Origin of the sequence: Kaistia nematophila (assembly GCF_026343855.1) — a bacterium.
GTDB classification, from domain to species: domain Bacteria; phylum Pseudomonadota; class Alphaproteobacteria; order Rhizobiales; family Kaistiaceae; genus Kaistia; species Kaistia nematophila.
On the sequence record NZ_JAPKNK010000005.1, the window covers coordinates 228,753 to 245,872 of the forward strand.

12 protein-coding genes are annotated in these 17,120 nt (G+C 66.7%); 1 reads left to right on the plus strand and 11 read right to left on the minus strand.

The genetic code is table 11. From position 1 onward, the window contains the following. Positions 1-11: 11 nt before the first annotated feature. From OSH07_RS14030 to OSH07_RS14055, 6 genes are all read right to left on the minus strand, one after another. Positions 12-692 (minus strand): HAD family hydrolase, encoded by a 681-nt coding sequence (locus OSH07_RS14030; RefSeq protein WP_266339286.1) that lies wholly within the window; start codon positions 690-692, stop codon positions 12-14. 65 nt (positions 693-757) lie between these two features. Next, on the minus strand, positions 758-2,038 hold the full coding sequence (locus tag OSH07_RS14035; RefSeq protein ID WP_266339287.1) for an ABC transporter substrate-binding protein: 1,281 nt from the start codon (positions 2,036-2,038) through the stop codon (positions 758-760). A 118-nt stretch (positions 2,039-2,156) separates the two neighbouring features. Next, complete coding sequence (locus tag OSH07_RS14040; RefSeq protein ID WP_420909628.1) at positions 2,157-3,011, minus strand: carbohydrate ABC transporter permease; 855 nt, start codon at positions 3,009-3,011, stop codon at positions 2,157-2,159. Continuing rightward, positions 3,011-3,937 carry a carbohydrate ABC transporter permease gene (locus OSH07_RS14045; protein ID WP_266339288.1) on the minus strand — a complete coding sequence of 309 codons (927 nt, stop codon included), beginning with the start codon at positions 3,935-3,937 and terminating at the stop codon, positions 3,011-3,013. Before OSH07_RS14045 ends, OSH07_RS14040 begins: the two co-directional genes overlap by 1 nt. Positions 3,938-3,939: 2 nt before the next feature. Further along, positions 3,940-5,142, minus strand: coding sequence for an ABC transporter ATP-binding protein (locus OSH07_RS14050; protein WP_266339289.1), 1,203 nt, complete (start codon positions 5,140-5,142; stop codon positions 3,940-3,942). A 109-nt stretch (positions 5,143-5,251) separates the two neighbouring features. Then, positions 5,252-6,061 (minus strand): MurR/RpiR family transcriptional regulator, encoded by an 810-nt coding sequence (locus OSH07_RS14055; RefSeq protein WP_266339290.1) that lies wholly within the window; start codon positions 6,059-6,061, stop codon positions 5,252-5,254. A 388-nt stretch (positions 6,062-6,449) separates the two neighbouring features. Here OSH07_RS14055 and OSH07_RS14060 point away from each other — a divergent pair, with 388 nt between their 5' ends. Next, entirely contained in the window at positions 6,450-7,418 is a 969-nt protein-coding gene (locus tag OSH07_RS14060) for a crotonase/enoyl-CoA hydratase family protein (protein ID WP_266339291.1), read from the plus strand. A 47-nt stretch (positions 7,419-7,465) separates the two neighbouring features. Here OSH07_RS14060 and OSH07_RS14065 read toward each other — a convergent pair whose 3' ends face one another. From OSH07_RS14065 to OSH07_RS14085, 5 genes are all read right to left on the minus strand, one after another. Further along, on the minus strand, positions 7,466-9,976 hold the full coding sequence (locus tag OSH07_RS14065) for a sensor histidine kinase (RefSeq protein ID WP_266339292.1): 2,511 nt from the start codon (positions 9,974-9,976) through the stop codon (positions 7,466-7,468). Beyond that, complete coding sequence (locus OSH07_RS14070; RefSeq protein WP_266339293.1) at positions 9,960-12,131, minus strand: GGDEF/EAL domain-containing response regulator; 2,172 nt, start codon at positions 12,129-12,131, stop codon at positions 9,960-9,962. Before OSH07_RS14070 ends, OSH07_RS14065 begins: the two co-directional genes overlap by 17 nt. A gap of 341 nt (positions 12,132-12,472) precedes the next feature. Then, the gene (locus OSH07_RS14075; protein ID WP_266339294.1) at positions 12,473-12,829 is read right to left on the minus strand and encodes a YcgJ family protein; all 357 of its coding nucleotides are present in this window, start codon (positions 12,827-12,829) and stop codon (positions 12,473-12,475) included. 14 nt (positions 12,830-12,843) lie between these two features. Next, a complete protein-coding gene (locus tag OSH07_RS14080) occupies positions 12,844-15,984 on the minus strand; it encodes an efflux RND transporter permease subunit (protein ID WP_266339295.1) in 3,141 nt (1,046 codons plus the stop codon). A 4-nt stretch (positions 15,985-15,988) separates the two neighbouring features. Beyond that, positions 15,989-17,101, minus strand: coding sequence for an efflux RND transporter periplasmic adaptor subunit (locus OSH07_RS14085; protein WP_266339296.1), 1,113 nt, complete (start codon positions 17,099-17,101; stop codon positions 15,989-15,991). Positions 17,102-17,120: the final 19 nt, after the last annotated feature.

Sequence of the window (17,120 nt, forward strand, 5' to 3'; positions counted from 1 at the left end):
GGAAGGCTGGTTCAGGCAAGGGCAGCCGCGCTGGCGGAAAGCCAGGGCAGGGCGGCCAGTTCGCGGTGTTCGGTGAGGACCAGGTCGGCGCCGAGCGACAGCAGGCGCTGGTCGTGGCCGGGCAGGATGTGGCCGCCGCCGCAGAAGCCGACCACGCGCATGCCGGCGGCGACGCCCGCGGTGACGCCGGTGACGCTGTCTTCCACCACGAGGCATCTCTCGGGCGGGATGCCACCCATGCACTTCGCCGCGTGCAGGAACAGGTCGGGGGCGGGCTTGCCGCGCGCCACGTCGTCGGCGCTGAACACGCGTCCTTCGACCAGCGGCGCCAGCCCGGTGGCCGCGAAGGTGCAGCGTAGCCGCTCGTGGCCGCTGTTCGAGGCGACGCAATAGGGCTGGCCGAGGCCGCGCAGCAGCTCGGCGATGCCGGCGACCGGCTTCAGCTGCGACTGGAAGGCCGCCTCCAGCCGCTCCGCGACCATGGCCTCGAATTCCGGCAGCAGGGCCGTACCGTGCATGGCTTCCAGCTTGCGTCGGGTGGCGCCGGCGTCCAGGCCGACCAGCCCGGCGACGACATCCTCGACCGACATCGGCCGTCCGATCGCGCCGAGCGTCTCGCTGATCACCTGCGCGGCGAGGATTTCGCTGTCGACGAGCACGCCGTCGCAGTCAAATATGACAAGATCGATCAAGGTCTTACCTGATGAAAGGCCGCGCGTGGAAGCACGCGCGGCGGATGGCTTCTGATGTGGGAAGCTCAGTTCGGCAACAGGGCGTTGGTCGCCTCGGTGATCTTGACGATGCCGTCCTCGGGGGAGACGTCGCCGCTCATCACCTGGCCGATGATGTCACGCTGCGTGCGCCAGATCTTCACGCCATTGGTGCCGGGGTAACCGCCCCAGGGCGCCGCGCGGGAGATCTGCTTGATGCTCGTGTACCAGTTCGGGTTCTCTTCGTAGAACTTGCCGAGATATTCCGGCGCAAGCGCCGCCTTGTTGGTGGGCATGTAGCCCGAGCCGAGCACGGCGATGGTCTGGCCTTCGGCGCTGGTCGCAAACTTGATGTATTCCCAGGCCGCGTCCTGTTTCGCCTTGTCCTTGGCGAGGATCATCATGCCGTTGCCGCCGGTCGGCACGACGCCCTTCTCCAGGTTGGAGACGGGGAAGGTCGAGGACATCAGCGTGAAGCGGGTGCCGATCAGGTCGGAGAAGCCGCGCGCGCTGTTCGGCGAGGCGAAGATGATGCCGAGCTTGCCGGCGGCGAACTGCTGGCGGGACTGCTCGAAATCGCGCAGCGTCATCTTGCCGTCGGTGACGAAGCTGCGGGCGAGCTTCAGAGCCTCGAGGCCCGAGCCATTGTCGAAGGCGACGCTCTTGTTGTCGTCCTTCATGACCTGCGCGCCCTGCTCGAGGATGAGCGAGCGCCACAGCCAGTCGTCCGGCCAGGCGTGGATGTCGTAGGCGAAGCCGTCGACGTCGCCGCCGGTTGCCTTGATCTTGGCGCCGAGCGCGATCATGTCCGACCAGTTGGTCGGGAAGTGATCGGGATCGCCGCCGGCCTGCTTCACCAGGTCGGCATTGTAGAAGACGATCGGCGTCGAGGCGTTGAAGCCGATGCCGTACTGCTTGCCGTCGACCTTGCCGAGATTGAGGATCGAGGGCTCGTAGTTGGCGTTGACCCACGCCTCGCCTTCCTTGGCCATGTAGTCGTCGAGCGCGATGACCTGGCCGCGCTTCTCGAGCTGATGGACGACTTCCGGCAGCAGGTGGTAGCCGGAGTGATAGACGTCCGGGAGGTTGTTGGTGATGGCCTCGCGCAGCAGCGCCTGGTGCTGCTCGTCATAGCTCGGCAGCGCGTTGCGGAACTTGATGACGATGTCGGGGTGCTTCGCCATGAACGCCGCCGCCACCTTCTCGTGGAAGACGTTGTGGGCGGGCATGAAGTGCTCGACTTCGATGGTGATCGGGTCGGCATGTGCCGTGGACGCGCCGAGCAGGGCGACCACGCCGGCCAGCGCGGCCTGCTTGAGGGTCTTCATCATTGGCTCCTTGAGGGTGGATGCGTAGGGCAGAGGGATCCGTCGCGGGCCCGACGATCGTCGGGCCCGGCATCTGGTGGAGTTCACTGGGGTGCGGCCGGATCGCCGGCCGCGGCGGTCACTTGACGCCGGTCATGGTGACGCCCTGGACGAAATGGCGCTGGGCGCAGAGGAAGAGGACCACGAGCGGGGCGGTGAGCAGGGTGGCGGCCGCCATCAGGGCGCCGAAGCTGGAACCGAGGTCGGTGTCGGAGAAGTACATCATGCCGAGAGGCGGCGGCGCGAGCTCCGGGCTGGTGACGACGATCAGCGGCCAGTAGAGGTCGTTCCAGTGCGCGGTGATGGAGAAGACCGCGAAGGCGGCGATCGCCGGGCTGGCGCTCGGGACGACGACGCGCCAGAGGATTTCCAGTTCGCCCATGCCGTCGAGCCGCGCCGCGTGGATGATGTCGTCCGGGAAGGAACGGAACACCTGGCGGAACAGGAAGATCGCGAAGACCGACAGGAAGAACGGCAGCATCAGCGCGAAGTAGCTGTCGAGCGTGCCGGTGAAGGCGAGGCCCATGTAGAGCGGCAGCGCCGGCACCTGCACGGGCACGCAGAGGGCGAACAGCACGAGCGCGAACAGCAGGCCGCGGCCGCGGAACTCGTATTTCGCCAGCGCATAGGCGCAGGGGATCGCCGTCAGCAACTGCACCGCGAGGATGCCAGCGCAGATCACGACGCCGTTCAGCATGAACCGCAGCAGCGGCGCCTTGGCGAAGGCTTCGCGGAAATTGTCGAAGCCGGCGAAGGTCTGCGGCAGCCAGTGGAAGGTGGCGGAGAAGACTTCCGGCGACGGCCGGAAGGCGGTGAGCACCATCCAGTAGAACGGAAACAGCATAGCGAAGGCGCAGGCCAGCAGCACGGCGTGCATGACGAGCTGGCCGGGGGTGAAGCCTGCCCGCGTGAGGAAGGAGGCGGAGCGCGACATCAGTAGTGGACCTTCCGTTCCAGAACCTTCGCCTGGATCAGCGACAGCAGGAGGATGATGCCGAGGAAGACGACCGTGATCGCCGAGGCGAGGCCGATCCGCATGTACTGGAAGCCCTCGAGGTAGTTGACGTAGAGCAGCACGTCGCTCGCCCCCTGCGGCCCGCCCCGGGTCAGCACCGCGACGGTGTCGAACACTTTGAAGGCGGTGATCGAGGTGGTGATGATGACGAACATCGTGGTCGGCCCGAGCATGGGCAGCGTCACGGTGAAGAAGCGCTCGATCGGACCGTCGATGCCGTCGACGGCCGAGGCCTCGTAGAGCTCCTGCGGGATCGCCGTCAGGCCCGCGGTGAACAGCACCATGTTGAAGCCGGCGAGCGACCAGACGCCGATGATGGCGAGAGCGGGCATCACCAGCGACGGATTGCCGAAGAACTCCATTGCCGGCAGGCCTATGGCGGTCAGCAGGTGGTTGATCGGGCCGATCGTGCCATGGAGCAGGTATTTCCATACCGTCGCCATCGCGATCAGCGTCGAGGTAACCGGCAGGAAGAAGGCGATCTGGTAGAGCTTGCGGCCGTGCTTCAGTCCATTGACCATCACGGCGAGCAGGAGGCCGATCACCACCGAGGCGGGAACGACCAGCGCGACATAGTAGATCGTGTTGAACAGGGCCTTCCAGAAGCTCCGGTCCTTCCAAAGCGTGACATAGTTGTCGAAGCCGAGGAAGGAATAGTCGAGGGCGCCGAGCTCGTAGTCGGTGAAGCTCATCGTAACCATCACCGCGATCGGCAACAGCAGCGTGCCGACCAGCAGGATGACGGAGGGCGTGGCGAACCAATAGGCGACGGAGGGTGCGATCTCGGCGCCGAGCCGGCGCCGCGATGCGGTGCGGCTCGCGCCGGAGGAAAGAACCATGGCCATGATCAGGCTCCCACCGCCCTGCGGCCCATGGCGAAGTTCATCAGCTCGGTCGGGGCCGCGCCCTGCAGGCCCGGCAGCCGCTTGCCGTCGGCGCCGAACAGGAGGGCCGAACCGGCGCGCGCGCCGATCGCGACGTTCTCGTTCAGGCGGCCGTTTGCCTGCAGCTTCTCGAGATCCGCCGCCGAGACGCGCAATGTCATGTTCTTCTTGCCGCCGGCGTCGTGCCGCATGTGGAGCAGCACGTCGTGGCCGAGCCGCTCGATGCGCTGCAGGCGGCTGTCGATGACGATCTCGGACGAGCCGTCGTCGATGGCGAGCACTTCCGGCCGAAGGCCGACCGTGAGCGCCCCGACCGTCTCCGCGCGGAACCCCGTCGCCTTGCCGGCGATCGAGACCTGACCGTTCGTGTCGGCGCGGGCGTCGACCAGGTTGATCTCCGGGCTGCCGATGAAACGGGCGACGCGTACATCGACGGGATTTGCGTAGATGTCGCTTGGGGTCGCGACCTGGATGATTTCTCCGTCCATCATCAGCGCCACGCGGCTCGACATGGTCATCGCCTCGACCTGGTCGTGCGTCACATAGATGAAGGTCGCGCCGAGGCGGCGGTGCAGTTCGGAAAGCTCGCCGCGCATGTGCACGCGCAGCCGGGCGTCCAGGTTGGAAAGCGGCTCGTCCATCAGGAAGACGCGCGGCTGCCGCACCATGGCGCGCGCGAGCGCCACGCGCTGCCGCTGCCCGCCGGAGAGCTGCGCCGGCCGGCGGTCGAGCAACGCCTCGATCTCGACCTGCGCCGCCACCTGGTTCACGGATTCGGCGATGGCGGCGCGCGCGGCCGACTGGCCCGGCACCATACGGCCGACGAGCGGCCAGCGCGCCGCGCTGCTGAGACGCCGCACCTTCAGCGGCGTGGCGATGTTCTCGCGCACGCTCATATGCGGATAGAGCGCGTAGCTCTGGAACACCATGGAGACGTCGCGCGCCCGGGGCGGCAGGTGGTCGACGGGAGCGCCGTCGATGCGGATCGAGCCGCCGTCCTGCGGAATGAGGCCGGCGAGGATGCGCAGCAGCGTTGATTTCCCGCAGCCGGAAGGGCCGACGAGGGTCAGGAATTCGCCTGCGGCGATATCCACCGAAACCCCCTTCAGCGTTCTGGCCGCGCCGAAGCTCTTTTCGATCGAAGCGATGGAAACGGTCGCCGTCATGTTCTGCCCCCGTTGCGTTGGGCGGAACATGGCGGAGTTTTATTTCACTCGCATGACGGATGTGGATTAAAACTCCATAATCTCTTCATGCCGGTGGAGCGTCGGCCGCTCACTCGGCCGCGATCGCGGCGGCGAGTGCTTCCACGACGAGGATCTTGGCGGGGACGGCCGTCATTTCGCCGCCCATGGGTGGCGGATCGGTGGCGACCGCCAGCAGGACGGCGTCGGCGTTCTGGGTAAGCGGGCTCTGCGCGCGGCCCGTGATCGCGAGCGTGAAGGCGCCGGCCGCCCGCGCGCCGGCCAGGAAGCGCACCGTATCCGGCGTGACGCCGATTTCGGAAATGCCGATCGCCACGCAGGAGGCATCAAATTTGGTGATCACCTCATGCGCGAGCGTCGCATCCTGGAAGGCCTGGGCGATGAGGCCGACGCGCATCAGGCGATAGGCGACCATCTCGGCCACGATGCCGGAGATGCCGGCGCCGAAGACGTCGATGCGCCGGCTCTTCTTCAATTGCACCGCCAGGCGGAGCAGCAGGTCGGGATCGAGGTTCTGCGCGGTGCTGCTGATCGCTTCCGCGAGCCGGGCCGCCAGCGGCGTCAGGCCGCCGACATGGGATACCCGCATCAGGCGGACGGTCCGCTGGCTCGCAAGCTCAGCCGTCAGGGCGATCTTGAGATCGCGGTATCCGGCATAGCCGAGATGCTTGCAGAAACGGACGACGCTGGCCTCGCCGCTCTGCGCCAGCACGGCGAGTTCCGCCAGCGACGAACGGACGACGCGCTCTGGATTGTCGAGGATGTACTTGCCGATCCGCGAGAGCGCTTCCGGCATCTCGTCGATGGCCTGCCGCAGGCGTGGAAGGCTTGGATCGCCGAAAGTCTCGGGGCGATGGTCGGGGGGCGCTTCGAGCGGCATCACGAATCTTTGGCTGCCAGACGGGTCTTCGATCCGGCCGAGAGTGAAACGTCGGCTGCCGATTGTCCAGAAATTGCATAGGCTCGGTTGTGGAGCCCCGCCGTTGCCATGTAGCGCTAGGCGGCAAGGGGCGGACCGGCGGAGCATGTCAGCCGGTCGACGGGCATTTCGCCGCGACCTCAGGGCCGCGACGGCTCGAAGCCTTGATGGACTTTTGTTCTGCGTACCCCGTGATTCACCTTGAACGCAGATGCGGTCTTGATCAGCCCAGCGGGCCGCTACTTTCTCATTCTCGTCGCGTGTCGTGGGCCTAATGTATTGGAGGGTGTCCTAGCGGCACTCTCACGCGTGGCGTTCTTGCTGATTAGTTCAAAAATGGAGACAAAAGATGACTGCCCTTCAAATGAATAGTGCACCGATTGCTTTTAACGCCATGTCGGTCGGCGCCGGAAACCCGCCCGCGCCCGAGGCCGTGCGGGCGATCCGCGATATCGGCTACGACAATCTTCATATCGATATCGACACAACCAATTCGACCTGCTGGTGCTACATGGACCCGGTCGACAAGCCCTCCTACACCCATGAACTGATGCACGACATCAGCCGGATGCAGACGGCGATCACCCAGACCTTCTCGAAGCTGCCGACCCAGGCCGACGCGCCGTTCTCCTGGTTCGTCATGGCCTCGGCGGTGCCGGGCATCTACAATCTCGGCGGCGATCTCGGCCATTTCGCGCAGCGGATCCGCAGCCGGGACCTCGATGCGATGCGCCACTACGGCCATGTCGCCGTCGAGGCCATCCACCGCAATGCCGTGGCATTCGATGCGCCGGTCGTCACCATGGCGCTGGTGCAGGGCGACGCGCTCGGCGGCGGCTTCGAGCACGCCCTGTCCTTCGACCTGATCGTGGCCGAGCGGAGCGCCAAGATGGGCCTGCCGGAAATCCTCTTCAACATGTTCCCCGGCATGGGTGCCTACAGCTTCCTGTCCCGCCGCATGTCGCGCGACAAGGCCGAGGCGCTGATCCTCTCGGGCCGCATCCATACGGCCGAAGAGCTTTACGAGATGGGCGTGGTGGATGTCCTCGCCGAGGACGGCCAGGGCCAGGCGGCCGTGCTCGACTACATCGCCCGCCACAACCGCAAGCACAACGCGCATCACGCCATGTACCGGGCCCGGCGTCGGGTCAATCCGGTGACGCTCTCGGAACTGATCGACGTCGTCGACATCTGGGCGGAAGCGGCGCTCAACCTGACGGAAGCCGACCTGCGCAAGATGGATCGTCTCTGCTCGGCTCAGAACCGGCGCCTCGCCAGCCTGCAATCGGACGTTTCCGTTCTCGTGGCTGCCGAGTGAGGTCGATTGGCGATGCGCCCGCGGGCGCATCGCCAGCCGCCGGAAATTCAGCCCAGTCCGGCTTCGCGCCCCGAATAGAGGCGCATGGCTTTCTGGGTCCGCCGTAGCTCGGCCCTTGCCTGCCGGGTGAACTCGGTCGCACTCGCCCGCAGTTCCTCGCCGCGCAGGTCCCGCCAGGGCCTGCAGATGCTGCCGAGGGCGAGAGCGCCCATGTTTGCGGAACTGCTCTGCAGCGCGTGGTCGTCGCTGCGGAATGCTTCCAGGTCGCCCCGCGTCGCGCTCTTCGCCAGCCTGTCCAGCATGATCTCGGCGTCGGCGAGGTAGTCCTCCATGAGCTCGCTGACGAACTCGGCATTGCCGAGCCGTTGCAGCCGCTCGACCGCCTTCTCGTCCAGCGTCGGCAGGATGTTGGAGCGCACCAGGGTCAGGCGTGTCTCGGGCCGCGCCGAGGGATCGGAGCCGTCGCCGGTGATCCGCTCGATCGCCGCGAGCAGCGCAGCCGGTTCGACCGGCTTGATCAGGCAGTCATCCATGCCCGCGTCGCGCCAGCGGCTGTCGTTGAGCGCGGTCGCATCGGCGGTCAGGCCAACGATCGGCAATCTGCGGCTGCCGGTCGCCATCACGCGGTAGAGCTTGGTCGCCTCCAGCCCGTCCGTGTCGGGCATGTTGAAGTCCATCAGCACGATGTCGATCTGGTCGGCCTTTTCCTCCAGCAGGTCGAGCGCCTGGTCGCCGGTCTCCGCCAGCAGGACGGAATGGCCGGCCCCTTCGAGGATGCGCGAGAAGACCCGCTGGTTGATGCGGTTGTCGTCGGCGAGCATCACGCGGCGTGGCCGGATGGGGCGGATGGGCCGTGGCGCGGCGGCATGCTGCGGGGCGGCCATCGGCGCCGGCGTGTTCAGCCGGCAGGCGATCGTCAGCGCGCGCCGGAGCTCGGCCGTCGTCGGGTGGTCGGAGAGGAGGCTGGTGCAGCGTTGCCGCGTGGCGAGGCCGGGCAGCGTGGGTGCGGCCTCCGGCTGGATCAGGACGCCCTTGGTCGGCGCGCCGGTCGCGACCGCGAAGGGTAGGGGCAGGTTGCGGCCGTTCGGCTCGAAGAGCAGGCGGATCGCATTGGCGGCCTCGGGCGGGAACATGCGCGCCGGGCCGAGCAGCGGGTCGGCCATCATCGGCTTCACCCCGAGCGACGAAAGCGCGCCGACCAGATCCTCCAGCGGCGCGGCATCGCGGCAGACAAGGACGACGCCGCGCTCGCGCCAGGGTTCGTCGACCGCCAGTCCCTCGTCCGGCAGCGTCGAGGTGACGATGTCGAAGCGGAACGTACTGCCTTCGCCGAGCGCGCTCTCGACAGAGATGGAGCCGCCGAGCAGGCCGACCAGCCGCCGGGCGATGGCGAGGCCGAGCCCGGTTCCGCCGAAGCGGTTCATGATGCTGGCATTGGCCTGCGTGAAATCCTCGAAGATCCGCTCCTGGTCCTTCGGGGCGATGCCGATGCCGGTATCGGTGATTTCCATCGTCAGCCGGAGCCGGCCGTCTTCCTCCGGCTGGCCGTCGACCGCGATGGTCACGCCGCCGTCGCGGGTGAATTTCACGGCGTTGCCGACGAGATTGACCAGGATCTCGTGCAGGTGCTGCCGGCTGCCATAGAGCCGCAGCGGGGTGCGCGGCGTGACGTGGATATCGAAGCTCAGGCCGCGCTCGCGCACCTGGCTCTCGACGAGCCGGCGTGAATCGACCAGCAGGGCGATCAGGTCGATCTCTCCGTTCGAAACCGGCATCCGGCCCGCCTCGATGCGCGAGAGATCGAGCAGGCTGTTGATCAGCGATTGCAGCGAGCGGGAGGCGACCTCGACCGTCTCGACCATGTCGCGCTGCTCGGCGACGAGCGGGCTGGCGCGCAGCAGGCCCGTCATGCCGACGATGGCGGTGAGCGGAGTGCGCAATTCGTGGCTGACGCTGGCGAGGAAGAGGCTCTTGGCCTGGCTCGCCTCCTCGGCGGCCTGCGTCGCCAGCGACAGCTTGCGGATCAATGTGCCGGCATAGGCGGGCAGGATGACAAGCCCGCCAAGCAGGCCGACCGACAGGTGCCAGCGCTGGAACCAGAACGGCGTCGTCATCACCACGATGCCAAAACAGATGGTGGCGACCGGAATGGCGATGGCGAGCGATGTGAGGCCGAAGCGGAAGCCGTTGCCGAAGATCACCCAGAGATAGATCGGGAAGAACAGGGCGGCGACCTCGCCGCCGAGATGGAGCTGCCAGGAGAGGAAGCCGCAATCCATCACCAGCGCGAAGAAGCGGCGCCCGCGCGAGACGCCCGGATAGATCAGGATGTGGGCGAGCACCGCCAGAGCGAGCGGGATGTAGAGCGCCATCACGTCCAGCGCATAGCCCATGTCGCCGCTGCCGCGGTTCACCAGCAGCACGATGACGATGATGATGGCGAAGACGAGCCGGTTAAAGCTCATCTCGTGTTCGCTGTCGGGGCGCTCCCGCAGCCGCGCCATCACGCTGCGGAAGGGCGCGGCCAGCGCCTGGAGGAACCTAGTCGGCGCGCGCATGCTCGGTCTCCGTCGCCCCAAACGAGGGGCCGGAGCTTGCCCGGCCATGTCGCGCCACCCAGGCGACGAAGGCATCGGGCGGGAGCGGTCCGCTGAAATGGTAGCCCTGCACCTCGTCGCATCCCTCCAGACGCAGGAGCGAGAGCTGGGCCTCCGTTTCGACGCCTTCGGCGAGGACCTGCAGGTTCAGGATGTGGCCAAGGTCGATGATGGTGCGCACGATCGCGAGCGCGCTCGGATCGCTACCGAGATCCTGGACGAAGGACCGGTCGATCTTCAGCCGGTGCAGCGGGAAGCTGCGCAGGTAGCTTAGCGACGAATAGCCGGTGCCGAAATCGTCCACCGACAGGGTGACGCCGAGCGATCGCAGGACGTGCATCTGCTTGACGATCTGCTCGTCATGGCCGAGCAGGATGCCCTCGGTGAGTTCCAGTTCCAGCGATGTGGGCCGCATGCCGCTTGCCCGCAGCGCGTCCTTCACAAGGCCCTCGACACCCTGGCGGCGGAACTGGATCGGCGACATGTTGACGGCAATGCGCAGGTCGCCCAAGCCGATCGCCTCCCACGCCGCGCCCTGGCGGCAGGCTTCGTTCAGCACCCATTCGTTGATCGGCAGGATCAGGCCGGTCTCTTCGGCGAGGCCGAGGAAGGAGCCGGGCGCCAGCAGGCCGCGTTGCGGATGCTGCCAGCGCAGCAGCGCCTCGGCGCCCACGATCTTCTGGCTGCGGAGATCGACCTGCGGCTGGTAGAACAGCACGAATTCCTGGCGCGAGAGCGCGCCGCGCAGTTCGGTCTCGAGATGGGCGGTCTGGCTGGCGCGCGGGCGCATGTCGGCGGCGAAGAAACGCCAGGTGCCGCCGCCCAGCGACTTCGCCAGGTACATGGCCTGGTCGGAGTTCTTCAGCAACTCGTCCGGGTCGGTGCCGTCGAGGGGGGCCAGCGTGACGCCGATGCTCGCGCCGATATTGAGGGCGAGGGGGCTGTCTTCCGTGCTGTTCAGGAGGGCGAGGATCGACTCCGCAAGCCGGCCGGCATCTTCCGGTCCGTCGATGTCCGGCTGCAGGATGGCGAATTCGTCGCCGCCGAGGCGCGCTACCGTATGGTCCTCGCCGACCAGGGTCCGCAGGGCTTCGGCGACCCGCTGCAGCAGCGCGTCGCCGCGATGGTGGCCATGGGCGTCGTTCACCGCCTTGAAGCGGTCGAGATCGATGAAATGCAGCGCGAAGTTCTGGTCGCCGCGACGGCCGCGCGCGAGTTCGCGGCGCAGGTGGTCGCGCAGCATCACCCGGTTGGGCAGGCCGGTGAGCGGATCGTGGTTGACGATATGGAGCAGGCGCCGCTCGGCGTGGCGCTGTTCGGTGATGTCGATCGAGGTCGAGAGCACGCTGGCGATCTCGCCCATGCCGTCATAGAGCGGCGCCTTGCTGGTCAGGTAGATGCGGTGCTCGCCGTCGGGCGCCCAGACATCCTCCTGGCGCGGCGGCATGGCGCGACCGGTCTTGAGCACGAGCTGGTCGAGGCGACGGCTAATATGAGCGCGGTCCTCGCCGAGAAGCGCCTCGATCGGCTGGCCGACCAGATCCGCGGGAGCCTTGCCGAAGAAGGCGGCCTGGTGCGCGTTGACGAAGACGCAGCGCCCGTCGCGGTCGGTCGCATTGATCATCGCTGGCACGGTATCGATCACCTGCGCGAGCGCTTCGCGGCTCTCGCGCAGCAGCTGTTCCTTGGCGTGCAGGCTGATTTCGAGCTGGTCGGCGCGCTTCGAGATCAGCAATTGCTGCGCCCGCAGCTTCAGCAGGTTCTTGGCCCGAGCCAGGAATTCGACATGGTCGACGGGGCTCAGCAGGAAGTCGGTCGCTCCCGCCTCGAGCGCGGTGACGCGGAACTCCTGGTCGCTATAGGCCGTGACGACGATGATCGGGACGTCCCAGTTGCGGACGTCGGTCCGGATGGCGGCGGTCAGGTCCGCGCCGGTCATGTCGGGCATCTTGTAGTCGGTGATGATCAGGTCGGCGGTGTTCTCCGTCATCCACTCCAGCGCCTTGCGCGGATTCCCGAAAGCGCGGATGTCGAGTTCGGATTCGAGCTGTCTCGCCAGCTTTGAATAGATGCGCTGATTGGTCGAGCTGTCGTCGACGATGACTATCTTGGGCATCAGGGCTGGCGCCTCGGAAACACAGAAGTTCTCTTATCGGTTCATGGGCACGATGCGCTTCATGAACCGCGCTAGACGACAGTTCGCTGGAATCGGCCACGGGACGTGGCCGAATATGGTTTATCATGTGTACGCCCGCCATGGGGCAAGTGGTAGCCTCGGCTTGCCCAGATTTGAATTTTTTCAAAGTGTTGCTCCGGGTCGCTTAGCTGGACTTAGGTTCTTCGGCGACGAAACTCCCGCTACGGAAGGAGAAGGCTCGCTAAACCGCCCGCCAAATGCGTTCGGCCGGGCAGTGCGCCGCCCGGCCGGGACAGGAATCCGTCGATGGGGAGGAAAGGCTAAGGCTTGCCGAACAGGGCCGCCGTCGCCTTCGGGTCGACCGGGCCGCGCTTGCCGTTGCTGTCGAAGTAACGGTCCTTGTAGCAGCTTCGCTCCGACGTATCGCAGAACACCCCGTTGTCGAAGGTGAAGCGGGTCGCGTCGAAATCGCCCTGCGAGAACAGTTTCCTGGCGGCGGCCCTGCCGAGATAGCGCGTCGTCAGCTCACGCGAGATCCCGGCCTTGTCGGCGCACAGGTAGTGGTCGCAGAGAACCCCGGCGTGCGGCGACTTCAGGCCCTTCTGCGGCGCTGCGAGCGACGGCGTCGCGCCTGCCAGCGCCAGCGCTGCAATTGCGAGAATGGCGGCTTTCCGCATCTCCGGTCCCTTCGTCATTCGCCGTCGGAAGCGGCGCGTGGCACGATCGAGGGCCGTGCCCGCTCGCGCAGGCCCTGGAAGATCACATAGAGCGCGGGGATCGCGAAGATGCCGATCAGCGAGGCCGCGAGCATGCCGCCGAAGACCGGCGTGGAAACATGGCGTCGCGCCAGCATCGCCGCGCCGGTGCCGAAGACGAGCGGCACCAGGCCGAGGATGAAGGCGAAGGATGTCATCATCACCGGGCGGAAGCGCAGCCGCGCGCCCTCGATCGCCGCCTCGAGCAGCGGCATGCCGTGCTCGCGCCGCTCCTTGGCGAACTCGACGATCAGGATGCCGTTCTTGGCGGCGAGGCCGATCAGCACGATCAGGCCGATCTGGGCGTAGAGATCGAGCGTCAGCCTTCCAACCAGGATGGCGAAGAAGGCGCCGAGCACCGCGACCGAGACCGAGAGCAGCACTGGCACCGGAATGGTCCAGCTCTCGTAGAGCGCCACCAGGAACAGGAAGGCGAACAGCACGGCGAAGCCGAGGATGATGCTGGTCTGCCCTTCGGCCTTCTTTTCCTGGAACGCGATGTCGGTCCAGGCGCCACCATAGCCGGCCGGAAGCGACTTGGCGGCGACTTCCTCCATCGCGGCGAGCGCCTGGCCGGACGAGACGCCCGGCGCCGGAGCACCCTGCACGGTGACGGCGAGCTTGTTGTTGTAGCGGATCAGCGCCTGCGGGCCGAGCACCAGCCTCGGTTCGACCAGGCTGCGCAGCGCGATCATCTCGCCGGTCCGGCTGCGCACATTGATGCGATCGATGTCGGTGATCGCACGGCGGTCCTGCGCTTCGGCCTGGACCTGGACCTGCCAGGTGCGGCCGAACAGGTTCATGTCGTTGACATAGCCGCCGCCGAGCGAGGTCTGCAGCGCCTGGAAGATCGACGAGATGTCGACACCGAGGATCTCGGCCTTGTCGCGGTCGATGTCGAGATAGATCGACGGGTTCGAGGCGGAGAAGGACGAGAAGACGTTGGAGAGGCGCGGATCCTGGTTGGCGGCGACCAGCAGGCCGCGAAGGGTCTGCGCCAGCGCCGTCGGGTCGCTGCTGGAGAGCGAGCGCAGCATGTAGGTGAAACCACCGCCGGTGCCGAGGCCGATGATTGGCGGCGGCGCGAGCGGCAGCGCGAAACCGCCCGAGATGGTGCGGAGCTTGGGCCCGAGCCGCTGGATCGCCGCCGCCGCCGATTGATCGGCGCCCTTGCGCTCCTCGAACGGCTTCAGCGTGGCGATGACGAAGGCGGCGTTCGGCTGCGAATAGCCGTCGACGAAGTTGAAGCCGATGATCGAGGAGGTATCGGCGATGGTCTCTTCCTGCTTCAGGATCGCCTCGACCTCGGCGACGGCCGCGCTGGTGCGTCCGACCGAGGCGCCGTCCGGCGTCTGCACGACGACGAAGAAGGCGCCCTGATCCTCTTCCGGCAGGAAGCCGGTCGGCGTCACGCCGTTCAGCACGTAGATGCCGATGGCGGAGGCGACCACCATGACGATGCCGATGATCGAGATGCGAAGCAGCCGAGCGACGACCGAACCATAGGCGTCGCGGACATGGTCGATGCCGCGCATCAGCGCGCCGATCGGGCCGCGACGAGGGCCATGGCGCGGCTTCAGCAGGATGGCGCAGAGCGCCGGCGACAGGGTCAGCGCGTTGATGGCCGAAAGCAGCATTGAGACGGCGACCGTGACCGCGAACTGGCGGAACAGCTCGCCGGTGATGCCGGGAATGAAGGCCACCGGCACGAACACCGAGAGCAGGACGAGCGTGATGCCGATGATCGGCGCCGTGATCTCGCCCATGGCCGCCTTGGTGGCTTCACCGGGCGTCAGGTGGGGCTCGGCCTCCATCTTGGCCTCGACCGCCTCGACCACGACGATGGCGTCGTCGACGACGATACCGATGGCGAGCACGAGGGCGAGCAGCGACACCGTATTGGCGGAATAGCCGATCGCGTTCAGCACGATGAAGGTGCCGATCAGGCTGACCGGCACGGCGATCGTCGGGATCAGCGTGGCGCGCAGATTGCCGAGGAAGAGGAACACCACCAGCACGACGAGCACGAAGGCCTCGAACAGCGTGTGCTCGACGATGTCGATCGTGGCGGTGACGAAGGTGGTGGGATCGTAGGTGACGCTCCAGGTCAGATCGTCCGGGAACTGCTTCTGCGCTTCGGCCAGCCTCTCCTTGACGGCGGCGAGCGTCGTCAGGGCATTGGCGCCGGGCGACTGGTAGATTCCGATCAGCGTCGCCGGCTGGCCGTTCAGGCGGGTGGAGCGGTCGAGATTGGCGGCGCCGAGCTCGACGCGGGCCACGTCCGAAAGGCGCAGCACCGATCCGTCCGAATTGGTGCGGATGATGATGTCATTGAACTCGTCGACCGAGGAAAGCCGACCCTTGGTCTGGATGTTGAGCTGGAGCTGCTGGTCGTCGGAGATCGGGCGCGCGCCGATGCGGCCGACGGCCGCCTGCACGTTCTGGCCCTGGATCGCCTGGACGATGTCAGCGGTGGTGAGCCCGAGGCCGGTCAGCCGGTCCGTCTGCACCCAGGCGCGGACGGCATAATCCTGCGGTCCAAACAGCGTCGCCTGACCGACGCCCGGCGTCGAGCGGATCTCGTCGAGCAGGTTGATCGTGGCGTAGTTCGAGATGAACAGCTGGTCGTGCGTGCCCTTTGGCGACGTCAGCGCGATCACGCCCAGCATCGCGGAGGACTGCTTCTTGACGGTCACGCCCTGCCGTTGCACGTCCTGCGGCAGCTTGGAGAGCGCCACCTGGACGCGGTTGTTGACGTTGACGGTATTGATGTCGGCGTCCGAGCCGAGCTCGAACGACACGGTCAGCGTATAGCTGCCGTCATTGCCCGACACGCTCTTCATGTAGATCGACCTGTCGACGCCGACGATCTGGCTTTCGAGCGGCTGGGCGACGGTCGATTCCACCACCGAGGCCGAGGCACCGGGATAGAAGGTCGTCACCGACACCTGCGGCGGCACGATGTCGGGATACTGGGCGATCGGGATCGCGAAGAGGGAGAGCAGGCCTGCGATCACCGTCACCAGGGCGATGACGATCGCGAAGCGCGGCCGGTCGACGAACAATGCGGAGATCATCGTCTTAGCTCGCCTTCGGCAGGACGGGGGCCGGATAGGTCGAGACCGGCGCGCCGGGGCGCACCGTCGCGAGGCCTTCGACGATTACCTGGTCGCCCGGCGACAGGCCGGTCTCGACGCTGGCGTTCATGTTGACCTCGCGCCCGAGGGTGACCCGGCGGACGGCAGCCTTGCCGTCCTCGACCACGAAGACATAGAAGCCCTGCTGGTCGGCGAGCAGCGCCGATTGCGGCACCAGGATCTTCTCGACCGGCTTTTCGAGCTCGATCGTCACCTTGACCAGCTGGCCGTCGATGAGGCGGCCATTCGGATTTGCCACTTCCGCCCGCATCGTCACGCTGTCGGTGGCGCGGTCGACGGAGACGTCGATGAAGTCGATCTTGCCGGGATGGTCGTAGGCCGAGCCATCCGAAAAGCGGATGAGCGCCGTCAGTTCCTGCTTGGCGGCGGTGCGGTCGTCGCTCTTCAGCTTCAGGAATTCGCGCTGGCTGACCGGGATGATCACATGCATCGGATCCTGGCTGACGATGGTCGTCAGCACGCCGCGGTCCGGGCCGACGACATTGCCCTTGGTCACGGCGGTGCGGCCGATCAGGCCGGAGATCGGCGATTTGATCTCCGTGTAGCCGAGGTCGATCTGGGCGGTCTGGACATTCGCTTCGCCGATCTGGACATTGCCCTTGGCGGTCAGTTGCTCGGCGAGGCGCTGGTCACGCGTCGCGGCGGTGCCGGTCTGGGTCTTCAGCAGTTCTTCGGCGCGTGCATATTGCTGGTCGGCATAGGCCGACTGGCCGCGGGCCTGGTCGAGCGCGCCCTGCGCGCGCGAAAGCGCCGCCTGGAACGGTTCCGGCTCGATCCGGTAGAGCAGGTCGCCTTCCTTGACCGTCTGGCCGTCCTCGAACAGCACGTCCTGCAGGAAGCCGGTGACGCGGGCGCGGACATCGACCCGTTCGCGCGCCTCGATGCGGCCGACGAATTCCTTGGCCGGGTTGATGGGCTGCGGCGTCGCTGCCAGCGTGCCGACCCGGACAGTCGCTGCATCCTGCGCCGTTGCCGGCCCTGCGACCGAGAGACCTCCGACCAGAACTGCCGCCATCGCGACGAGCTGCATCTTCATCTTGTGCGATATCCTGTTC

What these genes read in the sequence shown, in the direction of transcription:
- OSH07_RS14050 (WP_266339289.1), bottom strand. Translation starts at nt 5,142, where the DNA reads ATGACGGCGACCGTTTCCATCGCTTCGATCGAAAAGAGCTTCGGCGCG.
- OSH07_RS14080 (WP_266339295.1), bottom strand. Translation starts at nt 15,984, where the DNA reads ATGATCTCCGCATTGTTCGTCGACCGGCCGCGCTTCGCGATCGTCATC.
- OSH07_RS14055 (WP_266339290.1), bottom strand. Translation starts at nt 6,061, where the DNA reads ATGCCGCTCGAAGCGCCCCCCGACCATCGCCCCGAGACTTTCGGCGAT.
- OSH07_RS14070 (WP_266339293.1), bottom strand. Translation starts at nt 12,131, where the DNA reads ATGCCCAAGATAGTCATCGTCGACGACAGCTCGACCAATCAGCGCATC.
- OSH07_RS14065 (WP_266339292.1), bottom strand. Translation starts at nt 9,976, where the DNA reads ATGCGCGCGCCGACTAGGTTCCTCCAGGCGCTGGCCGCGCCCTTCCGC.
- OSH07_RS14060 (WP_266339291.1), top strand. Translation starts at nt 6,450, where the DNA reads ATGACTGCCCTTCAAATGAATAGTGCACCGATTGCTTTTAACGCCATG.
- OSH07_RS14040 (WP_420909628.1), bottom strand. Translation starts at nt 3,011, where the DNA reads ATGTCGCGCTCCGCCTCCTTCCTCACGCGGGCAGGCTTCACCCCCGGC.
- OSH07_RS14085 (WP_266339296.1), bottom strand. Translation starts at nt 17,101, where the DNA reads ATGAAGATGCAGCTCGTCGCGATGGCGGCAGTTCTGGTCGGAGGTCTC.
- OSH07_RS14035 (WP_266339287.1), bottom strand. Translation starts at nt 2,038, where the DNA reads ATGAAGACCCTCAAGCAGGCCGCGCTGGCCGGCGTGGTCGCCCTGCTC.
- OSH07_RS14045 (WP_266339288.1), bottom strand. Translation starts at nt 3,937, where the DNA reads ATGGCCATGGTTCTTTCCTCCGGCGCGAGCCGCACCGCATCGCGGCGC.
- OSH07_RS14075 (WP_266339294.1), bottom strand. Translation starts at nt 12,829, where the DNA reads ATGCGGAAAGCCGCCATTCTCGCAATTGCAGCGCTGGCGCTGGCAGGC.